Here is an 18,170-nt window from a genome sequence, read left to right as displayed (position 1 = left end):
CGAAAACGTCGAGGCGATGGCATTAAGACTTCACCCCGTGACGGGGCGAAGTCAAAGAGTCGGCTATTAGCGATAAATGGCTGCGCTGGCATGAATCACGCCGTTGCTTTCCGGTTCGTGAATCAGGATCGGCTGAAAATATTTTGCGCCTTGCGCATCGCTCAGCTGATTAAGTGCCCGATCGGCCTCTTGCTCAGTCGCCATATTATGGTTGATATAGATAACGCCCAGGCTCTGCACATCGTCCATGTTGCGTGCCTGGCGCCCATCGATTTTGATGGCTGCGAGCGCGTTGGCGCTCAGTAAAAGCGCAGCCATAGCGGCAATGATGATGTATTTCATACTCTACGCTCCTGACGTTCTGTCGGCCATGCTGGCGTTAAATCCGGGATCCTCCTGGGTTATCGATAGCTCTGATATAAGTGTAATCTCTGGCTACCGTGGGTATCGCGACCATTTCTGATGAAGTTGTTCAAAAAAGTGTCGCTGGTGCCGTTGATTAATTTTAAATCACTGACTTAGCGCGGCTTTACCGTTAGTGCGAATTATTTGCGCAATTTGCTTGTCTTAAAGGGGCGGCGAAAGTAGAATGACGCGTCAATTTTTCGGCCGCCCTTTAACACGTTCCTTGCCTCCATGGGCCGCGGCTGACCCAGACAGGAGGCTGAATAATCCGTAAGGAGCAATTCGATGCGTCATTACGAAATCGTTTTTATGGTCCATCCTGACCAGAGCGAACAGGTTCCGGGTATGATCGAACGTTACACTGGTGCAATCACTGCAGCAGAAGGTACGATCCACCGTCTGGAAGACTGGGGCCGCCGTCAGCTGGCTTACCCGATCAACAAACTGCACAAAGCTCACTACGTTCTGCTGAACGTTGAAGCTCCGCAGGAAGCGATCGATGAGCTGGAAACTAACTTCCGCTTCAACGACGCCGTTATCCGCAGCATGGTAATGCGTACTAAGCACGCTGTTACCGAAGCATCTCCGATGGTTAAAGCGAAAGACGAGCGCCGTGAGCGTCGCGAAGATTTCGCAAACGAAACCGCAGATGATTCTGAAGCTGGGGATTCTGAAGAGTAATCCTGATGACCAATCGTCTGGAGCTGTCCGGCATTGTTTGCAGGACGCCACTTCGTAAGGTCAGCCCGTCAGGAATTCCACACTGCCAGTTCGTGCTTGAGCATCGTTCAGTGCAGGAGGAAGCCGGTTTTCACCGGCAGGCATGGTGTCAAATGCCCGTGATTATTAGCGGACACGAGAACCAGGCCATTACTCACAGTATAACGGTCGGTAGCGCAGTGACCGTTCAGGGGTTCATCTCTTGCCACAAGGCAAAGAACGGCCTGAGCAAAATGGTTCTGCATGCCGAGCAGATTGAATTGATAGATTCTGGAGACTAGCCAAATGGCACGTTATTTCCGTCGTCGCAAGTTCTGCCGTTTCACCGCGGAAGGCGTTCAAGAGATCGACTATAAAGATATCGCAACGCTGAAAAACTACATCACCGAAAGCGGTAAGATTGTCCCAAGCCGTATCACCGGTACCCGTGCAAAATATCAGCGTCAGCTGGCTCGCGCTATCAAACGCGCACGCTACCTGTCCCTGCTGCCGTACACTGATCGTCATCAGTAATCGGTCACGGTCCATTAATACGACTTTGAGAGGATAAGGTAATGCAAGTTATTCTGCTTGATAAAGTAGCAAACCTCGGTAGCCTGGGTGATCAGGTTAACGTTAAAGCGGGCTATGCTCGTAACTTCCTGGTACCACAGGGCAAAGCTGTTCCTGCTACCAAGAAAAACGTTGAGTTCTTCGAAGCGCGCCGCGCTGAACTGGAAGCCAAACTGGCTGACGTTCTGGCCGCTGCTAACGCACGTGCTGAAGCAATCAACGCACTGGGCACCGTTACCATCGCGTCTAAATCTGGCGACGAAGGTAAACTGTTCGGTTCCATCGGTACCCGCGACATCGCTGACGCTGTAACTGCAGCTGGCGTTGCTGTTGCTAAGAGCGAAGTTCGTCTGCCGAACGGCGTTCTGCGCACCACCGGTGAGCACGAAGTGGACTTCCAGGTTCACAGCGAAGTCTTCGCGAAACTGGTTGTTAACGTTGTAGCTGAGTAATTTTTTACTCAGTTCGCGTCGAGACGCCGGCCTTGTGCCGGCGTTTTGCTTTTCTGCATTCCCCTTCTGTGGTTCTCTCCTGACACAATTGCAATATCAGGCCGTCAATGACCAATCCTTTGAGTGGGAGGCGTTGGTATGAGCGGACGCGACGTGGTACCAAATGAAGCGGGAAAAAGGGCTCGGGAGGGAGACGGGGCGCCTTTGCGCAGGCCGGGCGTGATACCCGGCATGACCCGTGGATTCTTTACGGCGATTAGCGCGCGCGAATAAAACTGCCGTTCGCCTGACGGGTAAACAGCACCTGCTGTCCGCCGCCGGTATCAATTGTCAGGCCGGTCACCACGCCATTCGCGTTCTGGCGAATTTGCACCGTCTGCCCGGTTTGCAGCGAACTGAGCGGTTTGCCCGGACCTTCTACCTGGGCCATCGCATAGACGTCGGTTGGCGGCAGATTATGATCGCGGAACAGCTGGGCCAGGGTTTTACCCGCTTCTATGCGATAGGTACGCCACTGCTGCTCAATTCCCGGTGCCGACTGCTGTTGCTGCGGCTGAGAGTAGGCCTGGCTTTGTCCCTGATCCACCGGTTCGTCCTGAACCGGCTCCGGCGCCACCGGCGCCATCTGATCGGCGTCATTCACCGTCGGCGTAGTGGTAATCGGTGGCAGCGGCATGGCCTGTTGGGAAGATTGCGGCTGGGACTGCGATTGCAGGTCGATATTGGCTTCGCGGCCACTTTGTACCGGGCTGCTGCTCTCCTCTGACGGGAGCAGTATGCCGATAATCACCAGCAACGCGCCGGCAATGATGCCCCGGCGATGCATGGGCGGCAGCGGATCCATAATGCGAATATGATCCGGGGCGTGCCAGATCTTCGCCAGGGTAGGTGTGATGTCAAAGCGCCCGGGCATGGCTTTCCTCCTGCTCCGCATATTTTTATCCTGCTCTCCGTAGAGTATAGATGGCTAACTTCCTGATGGCCGAGACAAAGATATGTTTCGTGAGGTTAACCTGATATCTCCTATTGTTTCTGTTTCCCTCAGATTTGTCATCATCTCCGCGACAAAGTTTTACCCATCGGACGATGGCTGATATGCTGCCCACCACTTTATGCTCGTCGCGCTTCGAGTTGCTGATGCGCTGGCTGCGCCTGCCTGCACTGACCACACTGTGGCCTGTCCTGCCGGTGAATCATCCGCATGCCGCCTTCTTGCTATCTGGAATCCGTCGAGTATGAAATTTCCCCCCCGAAAAATAAGGAAAGAAGATGGCAACCCCGACTTTTGACACTATTGAAGCGCAGGCAAGTTACGGCATCGGCTTGCAGGTTGGACAACAGCTGAGCGAATCCGGCCTGCAGGGGCTGCTGCCTGAAGCACTGGTTGCCGGCATTGCCGATGCGCTGGAAGGCAATCAGCCGCAGGTGCCGGTGGAAGCCGTTCACCGCGCGCTGCGTGAAATCCACGAACGCGCTGACGCGGTACGTCGCGAGCGTTTCCAGGAGATGGCGGCCGATGGCCAGAAATACCTGGATGAAAACCGCGAGCGTGAAGGCGTGAACAGCACCGAATCCGGTCTGCAGTTCCGCGTTCTGACCCAGGGTGAAGGCGCGATCCCGGCGCGTACCGACCGCGTCCGCGTGCATTACACCGGTAAACTGATCGACGGTACCGTATTTGACAGCTCCGTGGCCCGTGGCGAACCGGCTGAGTTCCCGGTGACCGGCGTGATCGGCGGCTGGATTGAAGCGCTGACCCTGATGCCGGTGGGTTCCAAATGGGAACTGACTATTCCGCACAACCTGGCCTATGGTGAGCGCGGCGCCGGTGCTTCTATTCCTCCGTTCAGCACCCTGATCTTTGAAGTCGAACTGCTGGATATTATCTAATCAGCAGGTGCTTCCTCTCCCTTAAGGGGGAGGGAGCGACTAAAAATAGCGCAAAATACTTAAGTTAGGAATTTGTTGGAATTTTATGTTGCGCTCAGGCTTTTTAGGTGTATTTTTGTGAGCTGTTTCGCGCTGCAGGAGTGATATAACACTCACTTTAAACATAAAATTAACATTATATCTAAATCATAGTATTCATCCCTCTGATTCTTACCTAATATCGATAAACCCTTTTTCAGGGTAATGACAAATGACGGGCCATCAGAGCCTGAACAACACAGACAGGTACAACAGGAAGAAAATCACATGGTAGATCAGGTTAAAGTCGCTGCCGAAGAGCAGGCTCCGACTGAACAATCGCTACGGCGAAATCTCACGAATCGACATATTCAGCTCATTGCCATTGGTGGCGCCATCGGGACGGGGCTGTTTATGGGATCCGGCAAAACCATCAGCCTCGCCGGGCCATCCATTATTTTTGTTTATATGATTATCGGCTTTATGCTGTTTTTCGTGATGCGCGCGATGGGCGAATTACTGCTGTCGAATCTGGAATATAAATCGTTCAGTGATTTTGCCGCCGACCTTCTGGGGCCGTGGGCCGGCTATTTTACCGGTTGGACCTACTGGTTCTGCTGGGTTGTGACCGGGATGGCCGACGTGGTGGCGATTACCGCCTACGCCCAGTTCTGGTTCCCTGGACTTTCCGATTGGGTCGCTTCGCTGGCGGTGATCCTGCTGCTGCTGAGCCTTAACCTTGCCACCGTGAAAATGTTCGGTGAGATGGAGTTCTGGTTCGCAATGATCAAAATCGTCGCCATTGTGGCGCTGATTGTGGTCGGCCTGGTGATGGTGATGATGCATTTCAAATCGCCGACCGGCGTGGAGGCGTCTTTTGCCCATCTGTGGAATGACGGCGGCTGGTTCCCGAAAGGTATCAGCGGATTCTTTGCCGGCTTCCAGATCGCGGTCTTCGCATTCGTCGGTATTGAGCTGGTAGGGACCACCGCTGCAGAAACCAAAGATCCGGAAAAATCCCTGCCGCGCGCGATTAACTCCATCCCGCTGCGTATTATTATGTTCTACGTCTTCGCCCTGATCGTGATTATGTCGGTGACGCCGTGGAGCTCCGTGGTGCCGACCAAGAGTCCGTTCGTCGAACTGTTTGTCCTGGTGGGCCTGCCGGCGGCGGCCAGCCTGATTAACTTTGTGGTGCTGACTTCGGCCGCCTCTTCGGCTAACAGCGGCGTGTTCTCAACCAGCCGTATGCTGTTCGGTCTGGCGCAGGATGGTCAGGCGCCGTCGATGTTTGCCAAGCTGTCGAAACGTGCGGTACCGGCGAAAGGGCTGACCTTCTCCTGTATGTGCCTGCTGGGCGGCGTGGTGATGCTGATGGTGAACCCGAGCGTGATTGCCGCCTTCACCATGATTACCACGGTATCGGCGATCCTGTTTATGTTCGTCTGGACCATTATTCTGTGCTCGTACCTGGTCTACCGTAAAAAGCGTCCGCATCTGCATGAGCAGTCCAAATATAAGATGCCGCTGGGTAAGCTGATGTGCTGGGTCTGTATGGCGTTCTTCGTCTTCGTGCTGGTGCTGTTGACGCTGGAAGCCGACACGCGCGAAGCGCTGATCGTCACCCCGCTGTGGTTTGTTCTGCTGGCGGCAGGTTGGTTCTTTGCCGGTAAGAAGCGTCTGGCGAAATAAAAAAATCTTCGGCAAAGATTTTTAACGTTGCTTGCAACGGCCCGTCATAAAAAAAGGCCACCGGGGTGGCCAATAAGACTGACAATGTCGAGGGCGCCTGCGGGCGCCTTTTTTATTTTCCGGCGAGGGCACGCGGAAACAGAACGTTGTTCTCCAGGCTGATATGTTCCATCAGATCGTCGATCAGTTGGTTAATGCCGTTGTACATCGCTTTCCACGTGGTGCAGGCTTCCGGCGGCGGGGTGACATTGTTGGTGACATGCTTAATCACTTCCAGCAGCTCGCCCGCTTCGTCGTGTTCGCTTTCCATGACGCTGATAGGGCCGGCGGCCTGAGTCCCCATGCCCTGTTTGATCATCGGGAACAGGATCTGTTCCTCTTTCATCATGTGGCTGGAGAGCTCCTGATGCAGCATGGTCAGGTATTTGGCTAAGCCGTTCGGCACGTTGGGCTTATCGGCATGCACTCGTTCAACTTTGGTCGCCTGCAGGATAAGCTCCGGCAGCTGTTCGCGATGGCGATCGTGGTAGCGAACGATGATATGGTCGATGATTTCGGCATACGGTGCGCTACGCCAGTCTTTCTCTACCGGCTCTTCCGCCAGTCTGGCCAGTTCGGCTTCGATCGCCGCGACGTCCAGCTCCTTGCGCGATGCGGCGCGTTCCAGCGTCTGTTTGCCGCCGCAGCAGTAGTCCATATCGTATTTACGGAACAGCGCGGAGGCGCGCGGAATCGTCAGCGCCAGCTCGCCTAAAGGTTGGTCACGAAAAGCCATAGCGAATACCTCGTCTTTAAAAATATAAGATGTATATTAAATGCATCTTATAGGCAAGGGAATACCCCTTTCGGATACCAGGCTATTTTTTATTCTCGCAGACCCGCTCCACGACCACCGGTTTTTGTGGTCGGGAACAGACCGCGTAGACCACGCCAACAACCAGTAGCAGGATGCCGCTGAGCGTCAGCAGCGGTGGCATGCTTTGTCGTAACAGGAAGGTATACAGCAGGCCCGCCAGCGTTTCGAAGACGATGAGCGGCCCGAGAATGACCGTTGGCAGCTTCTGGCTGGCGATATTCCAGCACAATGCGCCGACCCAGGAGCAGAGGACGGCAATGGCCAGCATCAGCGTTACGAAGAGCAGGGGGCGCGGGCCAAAGGGAAGCGGGAAGTCGACCTGCTGAGCATGCAGCCATCCGCAGGCAATCAGATAACCGGCCAGCGAGACCGGTAGCGTCACCAGCGCCTGCGCCGTCGCCCACATCATCGGATGCTTATCCGGGTTTTCCCGCAGCCAGCGCGCATTGCGCAACGCGTACCAGGCCCAGCAGGCCACCGATACCAGCGCCAGACCAATACCGGAACCGTAGCGCCAGATACTGAAATTGGGCAGTCCCTGGCGCAGTTCGGCAATATTGACGCACACCAGGCCGACAGCGATACAGGAGAGTGCCGGAAAGAGACGTCGCCACGGTAGCTTACCGTCACGCTGGCTGTAGAGCAGGTTAGCCATCACCGGCAGCACGACCGGAAGCGTGCCGATAATCATCGTCGATACCGGCGCGCCGGTGCGCTGAATGGCGCTGGCGAGACAAACGTAATAGATCAGGTTGCCCATCATGGTCAGCCCTAGCGCCGTCCACCAGTCTTGCCCGGAAAGCTGCCGCAGTCGCGCGCGACCGAGCCACGCCAGCGGCAGGGCAATCAACCCCAGCGCCAGATAGCGTCCCATGGATTGCAGTACCGCCGGGTATTCCGGCACCAGCACCGGGCCGACGAATATTAACCCCCACATCATCCCCGCCAGCAGGGCATACAACACACCACTAATCATCACGCCATCCGTACCGGTTTCAGTTGGCTAAAGTGTAGAAGAGGCCGCGTCGGGAATATTGTATGAGATTGCGCATTAGCGCCGGGCGACCTGCTTTTGATAGCGCACCGGGGTGATGCCATAGCGGCGGGTAAAGGCGCGGGTCAGGTGTGACTGATCGGTCAGACCGCTGGCGGCGGCCACTTCGGCAGCGGGCATTCCGTGGGTGAGGAAGGCTTTGGCGCGCCACAGGCGAATGGCCATCAGCATCTGATGGGGCGTGACGTGGAAATGCGCCTTAAACTGGCGCTGAAAGTGGTACGGGCTCAGGGAGGCAACCTGCGCCAGCTCATCAAGGGAGACGGCGTGCATATAGTTGTCATGCAGATAATCGCGCACGCGCTCGAAACGGTGGGTGGCTTCCGCGATAACCGGGGCGTGATGGGCCAGCGGGCGGAAGGTATCAATCACGTCGAGCAACAGACCCTGTTGAGCCAGCGGATCGTCGGTATGCCATAAGCCATAAATAAGCTGACAGAGCCGCTGCGAGCGCTGCGGATCCTGACGAACCACCTCACGGAACCACCAGTGGCGCACGCCGGTGACCTCTTCCAGCATCTGCGGTTCCAGATAGACCATACGGTAGCGCCAGCCGTCGGCGGTGGCCGCTTCTCCGGTGTGCAGTTCGTCAGGGTTCATGGTAACGATGGAGTTAACCGGAGCGACGTACTGGCTGCCGCGATAGCGAAAACGCTCGGCGCCGAGCTCAATTGCACCGATGCCGAAGGCTTCATGGGTATGGGGTTCGAAGGCGTAGCGGGAGATATGGGCATGGTACAACTCAACGCCAGGCAGCTGCGCCGGATGGCGAAAGCGCGCGCTGTCTCTCTCATCGTTGAACTGTTCCGGTACGCCCTGCATTGTGTTTCTCCCGACGGATATCCTTTTATTATTGGGGATGACCCGCCGGGAAGCTACAAAAATTAACCTTTTTGTAACCGTTACAGAATGCCTTTGATGCTCTCAGCCAGCGGTGTCGTCGGGCGACCAATCAACGCGCTCAGGGTGCGGCTGTCGTCAAACAGGCCGCCTTTGGCGGCGCCGACATCGGAGTCAGCGAGCATGTCCGCCAGCCCTGCCGGCAGGCCAACGCTCTTCAGCGCAGCGGCGAAGTCGGCTTCGCTCAGGTTCTGATACACCACGTTTTTACCGCTCTGCTTGCTCAGTGCGGCAGCCAGTTCGCTCAGGGTCCAGGCTTCATCGCCGGCCAGCTCGTACACTTTCCCGGCATGGCCCTCTTCAGCGATAACGCGTGCGGCGGCCTCGGCATAATCGGCGCGGGTCGCCGAGGCGATTTTTCCGTCGCCCGCAGCACCGATAAACACCCCATGCTCAAGCGCCGGCGGCGCGCTGGCGAGATAGTTCTCGGTGTACCAGCCGTTGCGCAGCAGAGCATAAGGGATACCGGAGTCGGCGAGCATTTTCTCGGTTTCAACATGCTCAACGTGCAGGCCAAGCGGCGATTTATCGGCATGCAGCAGGCTGGTGTAAGCGATAAATTTTACCCCGGCGGCTTTGGCGGCATGAATGACGTTACGGTGTTGCGGGGTACGCTGACCGACTTCGCTGGAGGAGATCAGCAGCAGTTTATCGACGCCCTGCAGCGCCGCGGTGAATGCCGCTTCGTCGGTATAATCGGCCTGGCGGACCACAATACCCTGCTGGCTCAGCGCTTCGGCTTTTGCCGGGTTACGCACAATGGCCACAATCTGGCTGGCGGCCGTGGTTTTTAACAGATTCTGTAGGACGAGGTGGCCAAGCTGGCCGGTCGCGCCGGTAATAGCGATCATCAGTCTTCTCCTTCGTGTTGCGTGACAGTTGTGGTAAGCTAACACCTTAACTAACTTTTAGTAAGTACGTACAAAAAGGTAAGTATGAAAATGGCGAATCCGACGCTGAGCGAAAAAATGCGCGACGGGAATCTGTTTGCCGAGCAGTGCCCGTCACGCGATGTGCTGAAGCACGTGACCAGTCGCTGGGGGGTATTAATCCTGGTGGCGCTGCGCGGAGGAACCCATCGCTTCAGCGAGCTACGCCGTAAAATGGGCGGGGTCAGCGAAAAGATGCTGGCTCAGTCGCTGCAGGCGCTGGAGCAGGATGGCTTTATCAATCGGGTCTCGCGACCGGTCGTCCCGCCGCACGTAGAGTATAGCCTGACACCGCTTGGCGAGCAGGTTAGCGCGAAAGTGGCGGCGCTGGCGGACTGGATTGAGCTTAATCTGCCCGCGGTTCTGGCGAACCACGAGCAGATGGCATAACCACGGCGAATGCCCGGGCAGCGGCCGAGGCTTTACCCGGGCGGTTTCCCGCCGGGTAAAGCCTCACGCCAGCGGGGAAGCGGCATTACGGCCGCAAATCCAGCTGGTAAATCGCAAAACCGATATCGTCGGTTGCGACCTGATGCATCGGGTACTGCGCTTTCTCTTTAATAAATGCCGCGGCTTTTGCACCCGGAGAGGTTTCAAAGCGGATGTCCAGCGGCACCTTGCTGTGGACCGGGGCCAGACGCCAGTTGTTGTCGGCCGCCGGGTGGATAGCGCCCGCTTTTTTCGACTCTGCGCCGATCCATGCCGCCAGCACCGAACGGTTCTCGTCAGGCGAGGCAAAAGCAATGTGGCTATCGCCGGTTCCGGCAAATTTACCGCCGTAGGCGCGGTAGTTATTGGTGGCCACCAGGAAGGTGGCCGTCGGGTCAATCGGTTTACCGTTAAAGGTCAGATCCTTAATGCGTTCCGCCTGCGGGTGAATCATCTGACACTCGCCGTCGTATCGCGCCGGCTGGGTAACATCAATCTGGTAGTTTACGCCGTCAATCACATCAAAATTGTAGGTGCGGAAACCGTCCCAGTTGATTAACGACTGCGGTTTGCTGCTGGTGGGGTCAATCTGGTTAAACTGCCCGGCGGAGCACTCCAGCCACTCTTTCACCTCTTTACCACTGACCTTCATCACCACCAGAGTATTCGGGTAGAGATAGAGATCGGCGGCATTGCGGAAGGTGAGCTGGCCTTTCTCCACCTCGACGAAGCTGGTCGGGTCGTTTTTGCGGCCGCCGACTTTAAACGGCGCGGCGGCAGAAAGTACCGGCAGCGTTGCCAGGTCCGGGTCGCCCTGAATAGCGTGTTCGACATAGGCTTTCTGCGCCATATTGACCACCTGCACGGTAGGATCGTCCTGCACCAGCGCCAGATAGCTGTACATGTTGTCTGAAGACTGGCCGATGGGTTTGCTGACGAACTCGCGGGTGGCGTCATGATCGGCTTTTAGTACCTTCACCATGTTCGCGTCTTCCGCCGCCAGGGATTTTTTCGCCACGGCGTCATAGACAGGGCGCGCCTCGGCTTTGGCCTGAGCGACCCGCCATTGACCGGCATCGTTGTTCAGCACCAGATCGACGACGCCAAGGTGGTCACCCCACATCCCGGGCATCACGGCCGGGATGCCGTTCAGGGTACCTTTGTCGATATCTGCCCCCTGAATGGCGGCAAAATCTTTTCCCGGGAACACCGCATGGGCGTGGCCGAACATAATGGCATCCACGCCGGGCACCTGGCTGAGGTAGTACACCGAATTTTCCGCCATCGCGTGGTAAGGATCGGCAGATAGTCCCGAATGTGCGACGACCACCACCACATCTGCGCCTTTTTTACGCATTTCCGGCACATACTGACGCGCGGTTTCGGTGATATCGTTGACGGTCACTTTGCCGCTGAGATTGGCTTTATCCCAGGTCATGATTTGCGGCGGCACAAAACCGATATAGCCGATACGCAGCGTCTGCGTTTTGCCGTCGCGATCCTGCACCGCCGTCTCTTTAATCAGGTACGGCGTAAACATCGGTTGACCGGTTTTGGTATCGATAATATTGGCGTTTACGTAGGGAAATTTCGCCCCGGCGAGCGCCTTGTGCAGGAAATCAAGGCCGTAGTTGAACTCGTGATTGCCGAGGTTACCTACCGCGTAGTCCAGCGTATTCATTGCCTTATATACCGGGTGGACATCACCGCTGTTGAGCCCTTTGGCGGCCATGTAGTCACCCAGCGGACTTCCCTGAATAACATCGCCGTTATCGACCAGCACGCTGTTTTTGACTTCCTGGCGGGCCATTTCAATCAGCGTAGCGGTGCGCACGAGGCCAAATTTTTCCGTTGCGGCGTCTTTGTAGTAGTCGAAATCCATCATATTGCTATGCAAATCGGTGGTTTCCATAATTCGCAAATCGACCGTCGCGGCGTTCACGCTGGCGGCAATCAGCGTGGCCAGTAACGTTGCGCTAAACTTAATCATCAGAGGCGTCCTTTTTATGAGCAATGGCACAGAAGAAAATGTATGTACATCCTGTTGCTTACAGAAATGTGAATCATGCCGAAAACTGGCTCATGAAACCGCCATCGTTATCACAGATAGCGGAACTCGCATCGATGCGATATAACTAAAACAACGAGTTAACGCCACTGTAACCAGATGAGGTGGAGAATGTTAGAACAAGTATGTCAACTTGCACGGATTGCAGGTGATGCCATCATGGAAGTCTATGATGGAAAGCAGCCGATGGACGTTGCCAGCAAGAAGGACGATTCTCCGGTCACCGCGGCAGATCTCGCCGCGCACAAGGTGATTATGCATGGCCTGCTGGCGCTGACGCCCGATATCCCGGTGCTCTCTGAAGAAGATCCCCCCGGATGGGAGGTGCGGCAGCACTGGCAGCGCTACTGGCTGGTGGATCCGCTGGACGGCACCAAAGAATTTATTAAACGTAACGGTGAATTTACCGTCAATATTGCCTTGATTGAAAAAGGAAAACCGGTTCTTGGCGTGGTTTACGCGCCGGTCTTAAAAGTGCTGTACAGCGCGGAAGGCGGCAAGGCGTGGAAAGACGAATGCGGCATGCGCAAGCAGATTCAGGTGCGGGATGCCCGGCCGCCGCTGGTGGTGATCAGCCGCTCCCACGGTAACGATCCGGAACTGCAGGAGTACCTGGAACATATTGGCGAGCATCAGACCACGTCGATCGGTTCGTCGCTGAAATTCTGCCTGGTAGCGGAAGGTCAGGCCCAGCTTTATCCGCGCTTTGGGCCAACCAGTACCTGGGATACCGCCGCTGGCCATGCCGTGGCGGTGGCTGCCGGGGCGCACGTTCACGACTGGCAGGGGCGCACTCTGGACTATACCCCGCGTGAATCCTTCCTGAACCCCGGCTTCCGGGTCTCTATTTACTAAGCAGTTTGTGCAGCAGGGCGACCACCTGCTGCACTTCATCCTGCGTGAGCGCGCCGTCTTTGGCCCACTGCACGCGACCGTCTTTATCCAGTACCACAATCGCTGAGCTCTCCTCCTGCAGCTGCCAGGCTTTACGGGCCAGGCCGTTGCTGTCGACAATAAACTGCGACCACGGGTAGAGCTGTTTGTTGCTCTCAATGCTGCTACGTACGAACATGCCGGAGCCTGGAATGGCGTCATCGGTATTGACGATGGTGGTGGTCTGGTAGCGGTCGTGCGGGAATTTGGCCGCCTTAATCGCCTCTATCAGAGTGGCATTTTTCTCTTTTGCCGACGTGCGTCCGGCGATGTGCTGCACCACGCGAACTTTTCCTGCCAGCAGCGAGCTATTCCAGTTTTTATAGCTAAACTTATCATTATCCAGAATTAATTCTCCCCGGTCGGCAATGCCAACCGGCGCGACGCGCTGGCCATCGACAAAATTATGCGCTGAGGCCATCAGCGGTAACAGGAGGCAGGAAACCGCCAGTAGCTTACGTAGGGTCATGATGAGTCCTTATTTTTATGCAGGTGATCCGACCACTTGGTCTCGTTTAAGCATAAATGCGATTTCCCGGCATTACACGCAATCAGGGTGCCAGTTTGCGTGTTAACGCACATATTCGAAGGAAATCGGCGACTTATACTAACTTCTACGTATGTTTGAAAAGAAAGTTCTTAATTATTGTCATCAAAAGGTAAATAAACTTATGCATGCTGGGTATTACAGAAGTTCTGGACTATAGTTTCAGGGCATTAAAATTTGCGCTCCCGAATCGTGGGCCAAGTGTGGCACCACAAGAGCGTAACCCTGGCAGGAGACAACAATGAAAATTTTCCAACGCTACAATCCGCTGCAAGTGGCGAAGTACGTGAAGATCCTGTTCCGTGGACGGTTATACATCAAGGATGTTGGCGCTTTTGAGTTTGATAAGGGCAAAATCCTTATCCCGAAGGTTAAAGACAAGCAGCATTTGTCTGTGATGTCTGAAGTCAATCGTCAGGTTCTGCGTCTGCAAACAGAGATGGCTTAACCTGAATAACGATATAGCTATGCGGTAAAAAAACGGCTCCTGATGGAGCCGTTGATGTTTCTGGCCTATCCCTTCATTTCCGCATAGCGTTTACGGTACTCGCCCGGCGGAATGCCGTTGTGTTTGCGGAAAATGCGCGTGAAATAGACCGGGTCTCCGTAACCGACCGACAGGGCGATTTTGTTAAGCGGCAGGGAAGTACTCTGGATCAGCCATCGCGCGCGGTTAATGCGTTGCGCCTCGCGCCAGGCGTATACCGTTTGCCCCAGCTCATTTTTGAACAGGTGCGCCAGTCGTGAAGGCGAGATAAAAACCATCGCTGCCAGGGTCTCAATCTTAATCTCCTGTGCAATATGCTCGTTAAGATAGTCACACACGGCGTTAATCCGCGGATCGTGAGCGTGGCGATTGCTGATCGGCTGTCGCTGAAAGCAGCTCAGGATCAGGCGCTCCAGCGCATTCATCGCCAGCGCTTCAGAAAGCGGGGCGGAAGCGGAATGATGGCGGATAACTTCATAGAAAAGATCGCGCAGATTTTGCAGCTGCTCAGGATCGTTGACCGTTGTTTTGCCGATGCCGTGGGTCGTTTGATCCCATTTCAGCCAGTCTATCCAGTAGGGCCGGGGGATAAAGTAGATCCATAAATGATCCCAGTGCTCGCTGTGTTCATCCCGTCCGTAATGGTGGGGAACTCCGGGCGGGAAGAGCAGCAGATCGTTTGCACGAAACAGCAGGGAGCCGTCGCCCGCTTTCGCGCGCGCCTGGCCGCGCAGGGTCAGATTGATGATGTAACCTTTCATCCCCTGCGGGCGGTTAATGTAGTAGTCCAGCTTTGACCCGCGGGTGATGGGGGTAAAGCCGGCGACGACCCAGGCGTTGAAGGTAAAAGTCTTCATCAATGGCGAGAAATTCAGTAGCTCATTGATATCCAGTTCCATCGTTTCTCCCGCCTGAACGCCGCTGCCGCTTAACTTTCGATGATACTAAATTCCCATGCCTTGAGACGCAACGGCTGGCCGCAGCTGACCTCATCCCCGCTCAACAGCGCGTTGCCCGATGTTTCGCTGATAAACTCCAGCGGCTCGCCGGAGTAGTTGAACAGGAAGTGGATGCGGTTGCCGTTGCGGTTGCGCATCTGTTTAACCACCAGCGGATAGCGGTACGCCGACGTGCGCGAGCGCAGATCCAGGCCGGAGGTGAGGAGGTCAAACAGCTGACTAATCAGCGTTTTCTGCGGCAGGAAGCCCACGTAAATCGCCCGACCCTGGCCGTAATCCGCGTCGGTGGCGGCGGCATATTCGCCCCATGCCGGATGCTGATAGCGCAGTAGCGTGCGGGTACCGGAGTCCGGCGTCAGCAGCTCCATCCACAGTTCGGCCTGATTGTCTTTACTGCAATCAATGTCTGCGCAGCATGAACACACCGTGGTCTCTTCCGGCAGGGTGAACTGGCTGTAGCTCACGCCGCAGCTCTCGCGCAAAATCCCCGGCTGCGCGCCGGTTCGCACCTTGACGTTTTCATCGCTAAAGCCTGATTTAAAGCCGATCAGCGCTCTGCCGCCTTGTTCAATATAGCGATTGATGCGCGTAAGCAGGCCGTCATCTGCGGCGTAAAGTCCGGGCACGATCAGCACGCGGTAGCGCGAGGTCTCCTCATTAACATCATGGATAATGTCGACACTGATATTGTGGTCGTATAGCGCATCGTGGAAGCGGCGAAAAATATCGTTATAAATATTGCCCTGCGTATCGCCGGGGCGGAACTGATTGAGGGCGTCCATGGCTTCATTGCTCACCAGCAGCGCGACGTCGTTTTCTGCTTTCAGCTCCGCCAGCTGCGGCGACAGGCGGGCGAAGTCAGCCCCGATAGTGGTCGCTTCCTGCCAGGTGGCATTACGCGAGAAGTCGTGGCTTAACAGCCCTTTCCAGTAGGTCTCAAACGAGTTATGAATCGAATGCCAGTGCCAGTAGGAGACCATCGCCGCACCTGAGGCCACGTGGCTAAAGGCCTGCAGGCGCAGCTGCCCCGGGAAAGGGGTCCACTGGGCGAAGCCCTGCGCCTGGGTTTCCAGTACGAAGTAGTTTTTACCCTGCTTGAGTGAACGGGTAATGGCGCCGCCAAACGCGATTTCCCGCCCGGTCAGGTGCTTTTGGCTCGGGTGATAGATGTCGACACCGGCAATATCCAGCGCCTGCGCCGCCGCAAAGTGGTCGACTCGCGGCTGCACGCCATAGGAGTAGCCGCGCCATTCAAAATCGAAGTTGTGGGTGACGAACTGATGCGGCTGGGCATATTCGCGCACGATGTCCGCCTGCCAGGCGAGGTACCCGGTTACCTGCTGGCGCTGGTAGCGGGAGAACGCGCAGGCGAGGCTGGCGTTAATGGTATTTTCGACCGGCGGAAAATCCTGCCAGCTATCGATGCGGTTGCTCCAGTAGTCCAGACCAAAATCTTTATTCAACCTGGCGAGATCGGGATAGTGTTCCCGCAGACTGCGCACAAATCCTTCCTGCATATAGCGGCCGATATTATCGTAATGCTTGGTTTCGTTATCCAGCTGCCAGCCAATAATCGCCGGATGATGCTGCACGTGCGCCATCAGAGTACGGATAATCTTTTCGGCATAGCGGCGAAAAGTCGGGTTAACGATATCCATGATCTGTCGCGGGCCATATTTTTGCTGTCCGTCGACGGTGGTGACCAGAATGTCCGGATGTTTAGCCGCCAGCCAGGCCGGGACGGCGTAGGTCGGCGTACCGATAATCACCGCGATCCCCGCTTCATGCATGGCGTCCAGCACCCGGTCGATATGGTAGAAGTTATACTCGCCTTCCTGAGGCTCCAGCGTACTCCAGGTTGATTCGGCAATCCGCACCACGTTAATGCCCGTTTCGCGCATTAAGGCGATATCTTTCGCTAATCGATCTTCCGGCATATATTCATCGTAATACGCTACGCCATAAAATAAATCAGACATACAGGTTACCTCCTTAAATTAATGCAAGGGTGCCGGCTGCGGGGAAAAAACGCGCGCTTTGTCCAGCGTAATAAATGAAATCAGCGTAAAGCACAGGGCGATACCGCCGAGTACGATATAGCTGCTGGTAAAGCCCATGCTCTGATACATATGGCCGATGCCGGTAGAAAGAAAAATAGAGCTAAAGCTTTTAGAGAACTGGAAGCCAATTAAGTAAACGGTGGCGGACAGCATTGGGTTGAAATTGGCGAAGATATATTTTAATGCCGCAACCAGCAGCACCGAGCTTTCAAAGCCGTGCAGCAGTTTAATCAGGCTAATGGACACCGGGCCAATAGCCCAGGCCGAACCGATAATGCGCAGGCTCATAATCATCCCGCAGTACAGCAGGGCATTTTTCGGGCCGATTTTATTTACGAACCATGGGGCAAAGAACATCACGACGGCATCCAGGAAAATCTGACCGGTGGTTAAATAGCCGAAGACCTCCGCGCCGCGCGCTTTGCTCTCAAAGAAGTGGCTGTAATAGATAGCGAACTGCTGGTCGTAGGTTTCATATACCGCGCCGACGCCAATCATATAGATGGCGAAGAACCAGAATTTCTTCATTTTCAGCAGCGATGCGGCGTCGCTCAAGGTGACCGGCGAGGCTTTCCCGCTCGGCATCGCGCCCTGTTTATCCGCGCTAATCTGCATTTTCCAGACAATCACCAGCAGGCAAACTCCCGCACAGCTGGCCAGCCAGAAAATCATATTCTGGTCGATCCCGTAGAGTTTACCTGCCGCAAAGGTGCCGATAGCCGCGCCAATACCGCCAAACATTCGGGCGCGACCAAACTCAAACCCGGACGCGCGGCTGACTTTATCAATATAGGCTTCGCAAATACCGCAGCCAGCGCCATAGGCCATACCAATATAGATACCGCCCGCCAGCGCTCCGAGAAAAACATTAATTTTTAATAATGGCGCAAAGACGTAAATCCAGTAGGGGGCAAATAAAGTGATAATGATTGCCAGCATCCACATAAGGTTTTTACGATAGACCAGTTTGTCGGAGATGAATCCGAATAGTGGCTGGACACAAACGGCAATAATCGCAGTAAAGGAATAAACCAGACCGACATCAGTGTAATTAATACCGATGGTTTCCGTTAACCACAATGATAAATAAGGATAGCAGCATCCCCAGCCAATAAAGAAGAACAGGAAGAACAGACAGCTTATATAGTAATTTTTATTTGATTCAATCATGGTAATCCTCGCTCCCGTTGAACAGGAATATGATCGTGTAGACGCGAGC

At 55.3% G+C, this 18,170-nt stretch carries 20 protein-coding genes; 9 read left to right on the top strand and 11 right to left on the bottom strand.

All coding sequences use genetic code 11. The annotated features are described in order from the left end of the window. Positions 1–66: 66 nt before the first annotated feature. Positions 67–342 carry a YdgH/BhsA/McbA family protein gene (locus OQV00_RS24035; RefSeq protein ID WP_004857116.1) on the bottom strand — a complete coding sequence of 92 codons (276 nt, stop codon included), beginning with the start codon at positions 340–342 and terminating at the stop codon, positions 67–69. 348 nt (positions 343–690) lie between these two features. Here OQV00_RS24035 and rpsF point away from each other — a divergent pair, with 348 nt between their 5' ends. Genes rpsF through rplI form a run of 4 tightly spaced genes read left to right on the top strand, consistent with a single transcriptional unit; the run spans position 691 to position 2,129 of the window. Beyond that, on the top strand, positions 691–1,086 hold the full coding sequence (gene rpsF / locus OQV00_RS24030) for a 30S ribosomal protein S6 (RefSeq protein WP_004098001.1): 396 nt from the start codon (positions 691–693) through the stop codon (positions 1,084–1,086). Between the two features lie 5 nt (positions 1,087–1,091). After that, positions 1,092–1,406, top strand: coding sequence for a primosomal replication protein N (gene priB / locus OQV00_RS24025; RefSeq protein ID WP_004857121.1), 315 nt, complete (start codon positions 1,092–1,094; stop codon positions 1,404–1,406). Between the two features lie 4 nt (positions 1,407–1,410). Next, a complete protein-coding gene (gene rpsR / locus OQV00_RS24020; protein ID WP_000135199.1) occupies positions 1,411–1,638 on the top strand; it encodes a 30S ribosomal protein S18 in 228 nt (75 codons plus the stop codon). A 41-nt stretch (positions 1,639–1,679) separates the two neighbouring features. Further along, positions 1,680–2,129: a 50S ribosomal protein L9 gene (gene rplI / locus OQV00_RS24015; RefSeq protein WP_004857125.1), complete on the top strand. Its 450-nt coding sequence runs from the start codon at positions 1,680–1,682 to the stop codon at positions 2,127–2,129. Between the two features lie 256 nt (positions 2,130–2,385). Here the strand turns inward: rplI and OQV00_RS24010 are convergent, their stop codons facing one another. Beyond that, positions 2,386–3,042 carry a LysM-like peptidoglycan-binding domain-containing protein gene (locus OQV00_RS24010; protein ID WP_046853214.1) on the bottom strand — a complete coding sequence of 219 codons (657 nt, stop codon included), beginning with the start codon at positions 3,040–3,042 and terminating at the stop codon, positions 2,386–2,388. 356 nt (positions 3,043–3,398) lie between these two features. Between OQV00_RS24010 and fklB the strand changes: the two genes are divergently transcribed. Both fklB and cycA read left to right on the top strand, forming a co-directional pair. Next, the gene (fklB, locus tag OQV00_RS24005; protein ID WP_015585317.1) at positions 3,399–4,019 is read left to right on the top strand and encodes an FKBP-type peptidyl-prolyl cis-trans isomerase; all 621 of its coding nucleotides are present in this window, start codon (positions 3,399–3,401) and stop codon (positions 4,017–4,019) included. Positions 4,020–4,325: 306 nt separating this feature from the next. After that, positions 4,326–5,729: a D-serine/D-alanine/glycine transporter gene (gene cycA / locus OQV00_RS24000; protein WP_004857136.1), complete on the top strand. Its 1,404-nt coding sequence runs from the start codon at positions 4,326–4,328 to the stop codon at positions 5,727–5,729. A 112-nt stretch (positions 5,730–5,841) separates the two neighbouring features. On the opposite strand, the gene ytfE is transcribed toward cycA, so the two are convergent. The 4 genes from ytfE to OQV00_RS23980 all read right to left on the bottom strand — a co-directional run bounded on the left by ytfE (position 5,842) and on the right by OQV00_RS23980 (position 9,390). Further along, the gene (gene ytfE, locus OQV00_RS23995) at positions 5,842–6,504 is read right to left on the bottom strand and encodes an iron-sulfur cluster repair protein YtfE (protein ID WP_004857139.1); all 663 of its coding nucleotides are present in this window, start codon (positions 6,502–6,504) and stop codon (positions 5,842–5,844) included. An 82-nt stretch (positions 6,505–6,586) separates the two neighbouring features. Further along, entirely contained in the window at positions 6,587–7,561 is a 975-nt protein-coding gene (locus OQV00_RS23990; protein ID WP_004857144.1) for a DMT family transporter, read from the bottom strand. A gap of 75 nt (positions 7,562–7,636) precedes the next feature. Beyond that, on the bottom strand, positions 7,637–8,461 hold the full coding sequence (locus OQV00_RS23985; protein WP_044348250.1) for an AraC family transcriptional regulator: 825 nt from the start codon (positions 8,459–8,461) through the stop codon (positions 7,637–7,639). A gap of 80 nt (positions 8,462–8,541) precedes the next feature. Continuing rightward, entirely contained in the window at positions 8,542–9,390 is an 849-nt protein-coding gene (locus OQV00_RS23980) for an SDR family oxidoreductase (RefSeq protein WP_004857148.1), read from the bottom strand. Positions 9,391–9,474: 84 nt separating this feature from the next. Here OQV00_RS23980 and OQV00_RS23975 point away from each other — a divergent pair, with 84 nt between their 5' ends. After that, positions 9,475–9,858, top strand: coding sequence for a winged helix-turn-helix transcriptional regulator (locus OQV00_RS23975; protein ID WP_004857152.1), 384 nt, complete (start codon positions 9,475–9,477; stop codon positions 9,856–9,858). Between the two features lie 85 nt (positions 9,859–9,943). On the opposite strand, the gene OQV00_RS23970 is transcribed toward OQV00_RS23975, so the two are convergent. Continuing rightward, a complete protein-coding gene (locus tag OQV00_RS23970) occupies positions 9,944–11,887 on the bottom strand; it encodes a bifunctional 2',3'-cyclic-nucleotide 2'-phosphodiesterase/3'-nucleotidase (protein ID WP_266279534.1) in 1,944 nt (647 codons plus the stop codon). A gap of 189 nt (positions 11,888–12,076) precedes the next feature. Here OQV00_RS23970 and cysQ point away from each other — a divergent pair, with 189 nt between their 5' ends. After that, positions 12,077–12,820, top strand: coding sequence for a 3'(2'),5'-bisphosphate nucleotidase CysQ (gene cysQ, locus OQV00_RS23965; protein ID WP_004857157.1), 744 nt, complete (start codon positions 12,077–12,079; stop codon positions 12,818–12,820). Here the strand turns inward: cysQ and OQV00_RS23960 are convergent. Then, positions 12,810–13,367, bottom strand: a complete 558-nt coding sequence (locus tag OQV00_RS23960; RefSeq protein ID WP_004857159.1) for a YtfJ family protein — start codon at positions 13,365–13,367, stop codon at positions 12,810–12,812. The genes cysQ and OQV00_RS23960 overlap by 11 nt on opposite strands. A gap of 319 nt (positions 13,368–13,686) precedes the next feature. Here OQV00_RS23960 and OQV00_RS23955 point away from each other — a divergent pair, with 319 nt between their 5' ends. Continuing rightward, the gene (locus tag OQV00_RS23955) at positions 13,687–13,893 is read left to right on the top strand and encodes a DUF1107 domain-containing protein (RefSeq protein ID WP_004857160.1); all 207 of its coding nucleotides are present in this window, start codon (positions 13,687–13,689) and stop codon (positions 13,891–13,893) included. Positions 13,894–13,958: 65 nt separating this feature from the next. On the opposite strand, the gene araC is transcribed toward OQV00_RS23955, so the two are convergent. The 3 genes from araC to OQV00_RS23940 are packed head-to-tail and all read right to left on the bottom strand — an operon-like array spanning position 13,959 to position 18,121. Further along, positions 13,959–14,831 (bottom strand): arabinose operon transcriptional regulator AraC, encoded by an 873-nt coding sequence (araC, locus tag OQV00_RS23950; protein ID WP_032718585.1) that lies wholly within the window; start codon positions 14,829–14,831, stop codon positions 13,959–13,961. Positions 14,832–14,860: 29 nt separating this feature from the next. Beyond that, positions 14,861–16,870 (bottom strand): beta-galactosidase, encoded by a 2,010-nt coding sequence (locus OQV00_RS23945; RefSeq protein WP_015585311.1) that lies wholly within the window; start codon positions 16,868–16,870, stop codon positions 14,861–14,863. 18 nt (positions 16,871–16,888) lie between these two features. Continuing rightward, positions 16,889–18,121: an oligosaccharide MFS transporter gene (locus OQV00_RS23940; protein WP_065905695.1), complete on the bottom strand. Its 1,233-nt coding sequence runs from the start codon at positions 18,119–18,121 to the stop codon at positions 16,889–16,891. Between the last annotated feature and the right edge of the window lie 49 nt (positions 18,122–18,170).

Source organism: Klebsiella sp. DY2415, from assembly GCF_026314315.1.
In the GTDB taxonomy this organism is placed as follows: Bacteria; Pseudomonadota; Gammaproteobacteria; order Enterobacterales; family Enterobacteriaceae; genus Klebsiella; species Klebsiella ornithinolytica.
This window is presented reverse-complemented; position numbering and strand designations above follow the sequence as displayed.

What these genes read in the sequence shown, in the direction of transcription:
- OQV00_RS23955 (WP_004857160.1), top strand. Translation starts at nt 13,687, where the DNA reads ATGAAAATTTTCCAACGCTACAATCCGCTGCAAGTGGCGAAGTACGTG.
- rpsF (WP_004098001.1), top strand. Translation starts at nt 691, where the DNA reads ATGCGTCATTACGAAATCGTTTTTATGGTCCATCCTGACCAGAGCGAA.
- ytfE (WP_004857139.1), bottom strand. Translation starts at nt 6,504, where the DNA reads ATGGCTTTTCGTGACCAACCTTTAGGCGAGCTGGCGCTGACGATTCCG.
- araC (WP_032718585.1), bottom strand. Translation starts at nt 14,831, where the DNA reads ATGGAACTGGATATCAATGAGCTACTGAATTTCTCGCCATTGATGAAG.
- rplI (WP_004857125.1), top strand. Translation starts at nt 1,680, where the DNA reads ATGCAAGTTATTCTGCTTGATAAAGTAGCAAACCTCGGTAGCCTGGGT.
- rpsR (WP_000135199.1), top strand. Translation starts at nt 1,411, where the DNA reads ATGGCACGTTATTTCCGTCGTCGCAAGTTCTGCCGTTTCACCGCGGAA.
- cysQ (WP_004857157.1), top strand. Translation starts at nt 12,077, where the DNA reads ATGTTAGAACAAGTATGTCAACTTGCACGGATTGCAGGTGATGCCATC.
- OQV00_RS23945 (WP_015585311.1), bottom strand. Translation starts at nt 16,870, where the DNA reads ATGTCTGATTTATTTTATGGCGTAGCGTATTACGATGAATATATGCCG.
- OQV00_RS24010 (WP_046853214.1), bottom strand. Translation starts at nt 3,042, where the DNA reads ATGCCCGGGCGCTTTGACATCACACCTACCCTGGCGAAGATCTGGCAC.
- cycA (WP_004857136.1), top strand. Translation starts at nt 4,326, where the DNA reads ATGGTAGATCAGGTTAAAGTCGCTGCCGAAGAGCAGGCTCCGACTGAA.
- OQV00_RS23960 (WP_004857159.1), bottom strand. Translation starts at nt 13,367, where the DNA reads ATGACCCTACGTAAGCTACTGGCGGTTTCCTGCCTCCTGTTACCGCTG.
- OQV00_RS23975 (WP_004857152.1), top strand. Translation starts at nt 9,475, where the DNA reads ATGAAAATGGCGAATCCGACGCTGAGCGAAAAAATGCGCGACGGGAAT.
- OQV00_RS24035 (WP_004857116.1), bottom strand. Translation starts at nt 342, where the DNA reads ATGAAATACATCATCATTGCCGCTATGGCTGCGCTTTTACTGAGCGCC.
- priB (WP_004857121.1), top strand. Translation starts at nt 1,092, where the DNA reads ATGACCAATCGTCTGGAGCTGTCCGGCATTGTTTGCAGGACGCCACTT.
- OQV00_RS23985 (WP_044348250.1), bottom strand. Translation starts at nt 8,461, where the DNA reads ATGCAGGGCGTACCGGAACAGTTCAACGATGAGAGAGACAGCGCGCGC.
- OQV00_RS23970 (WP_266279534.1), bottom strand. Translation starts at nt 11,887, where the DNA reads ATGATTAAGTTTAGCGCAACGTTACTGGCCACGCTGATTGCCGCCAGC.
- fklB (WP_015585317.1), top strand. Translation starts at nt 3,399, where the DNA reads ATGGCAACCCCGACTTTTGACACTATTGAAGCGCAGGCAAGTTACGGC.
- OQV00_RS23990 (WP_004857144.1), bottom strand. Translation starts at nt 7,561, where the DNA reads ATGATTAGTGGTGTGTTGTATGCCCTGCTGGCGGGGATGATGTGGGGG.
- OQV00_RS23940 (WP_065905695.1), bottom strand. Translation starts at nt 18,121, where the DNA reads ATGATTGAATCAAATAAAAATTACTATATAAGCTGTCTGTTCTTCCTG.
- OQV00_RS23980 (WP_004857148.1), bottom strand. Translation starts at nt 9,390, where the DNA reads ATGATCGCTATTACCGGCGCGACCGGCCAGCTTGGCCACCTCGTCCTA.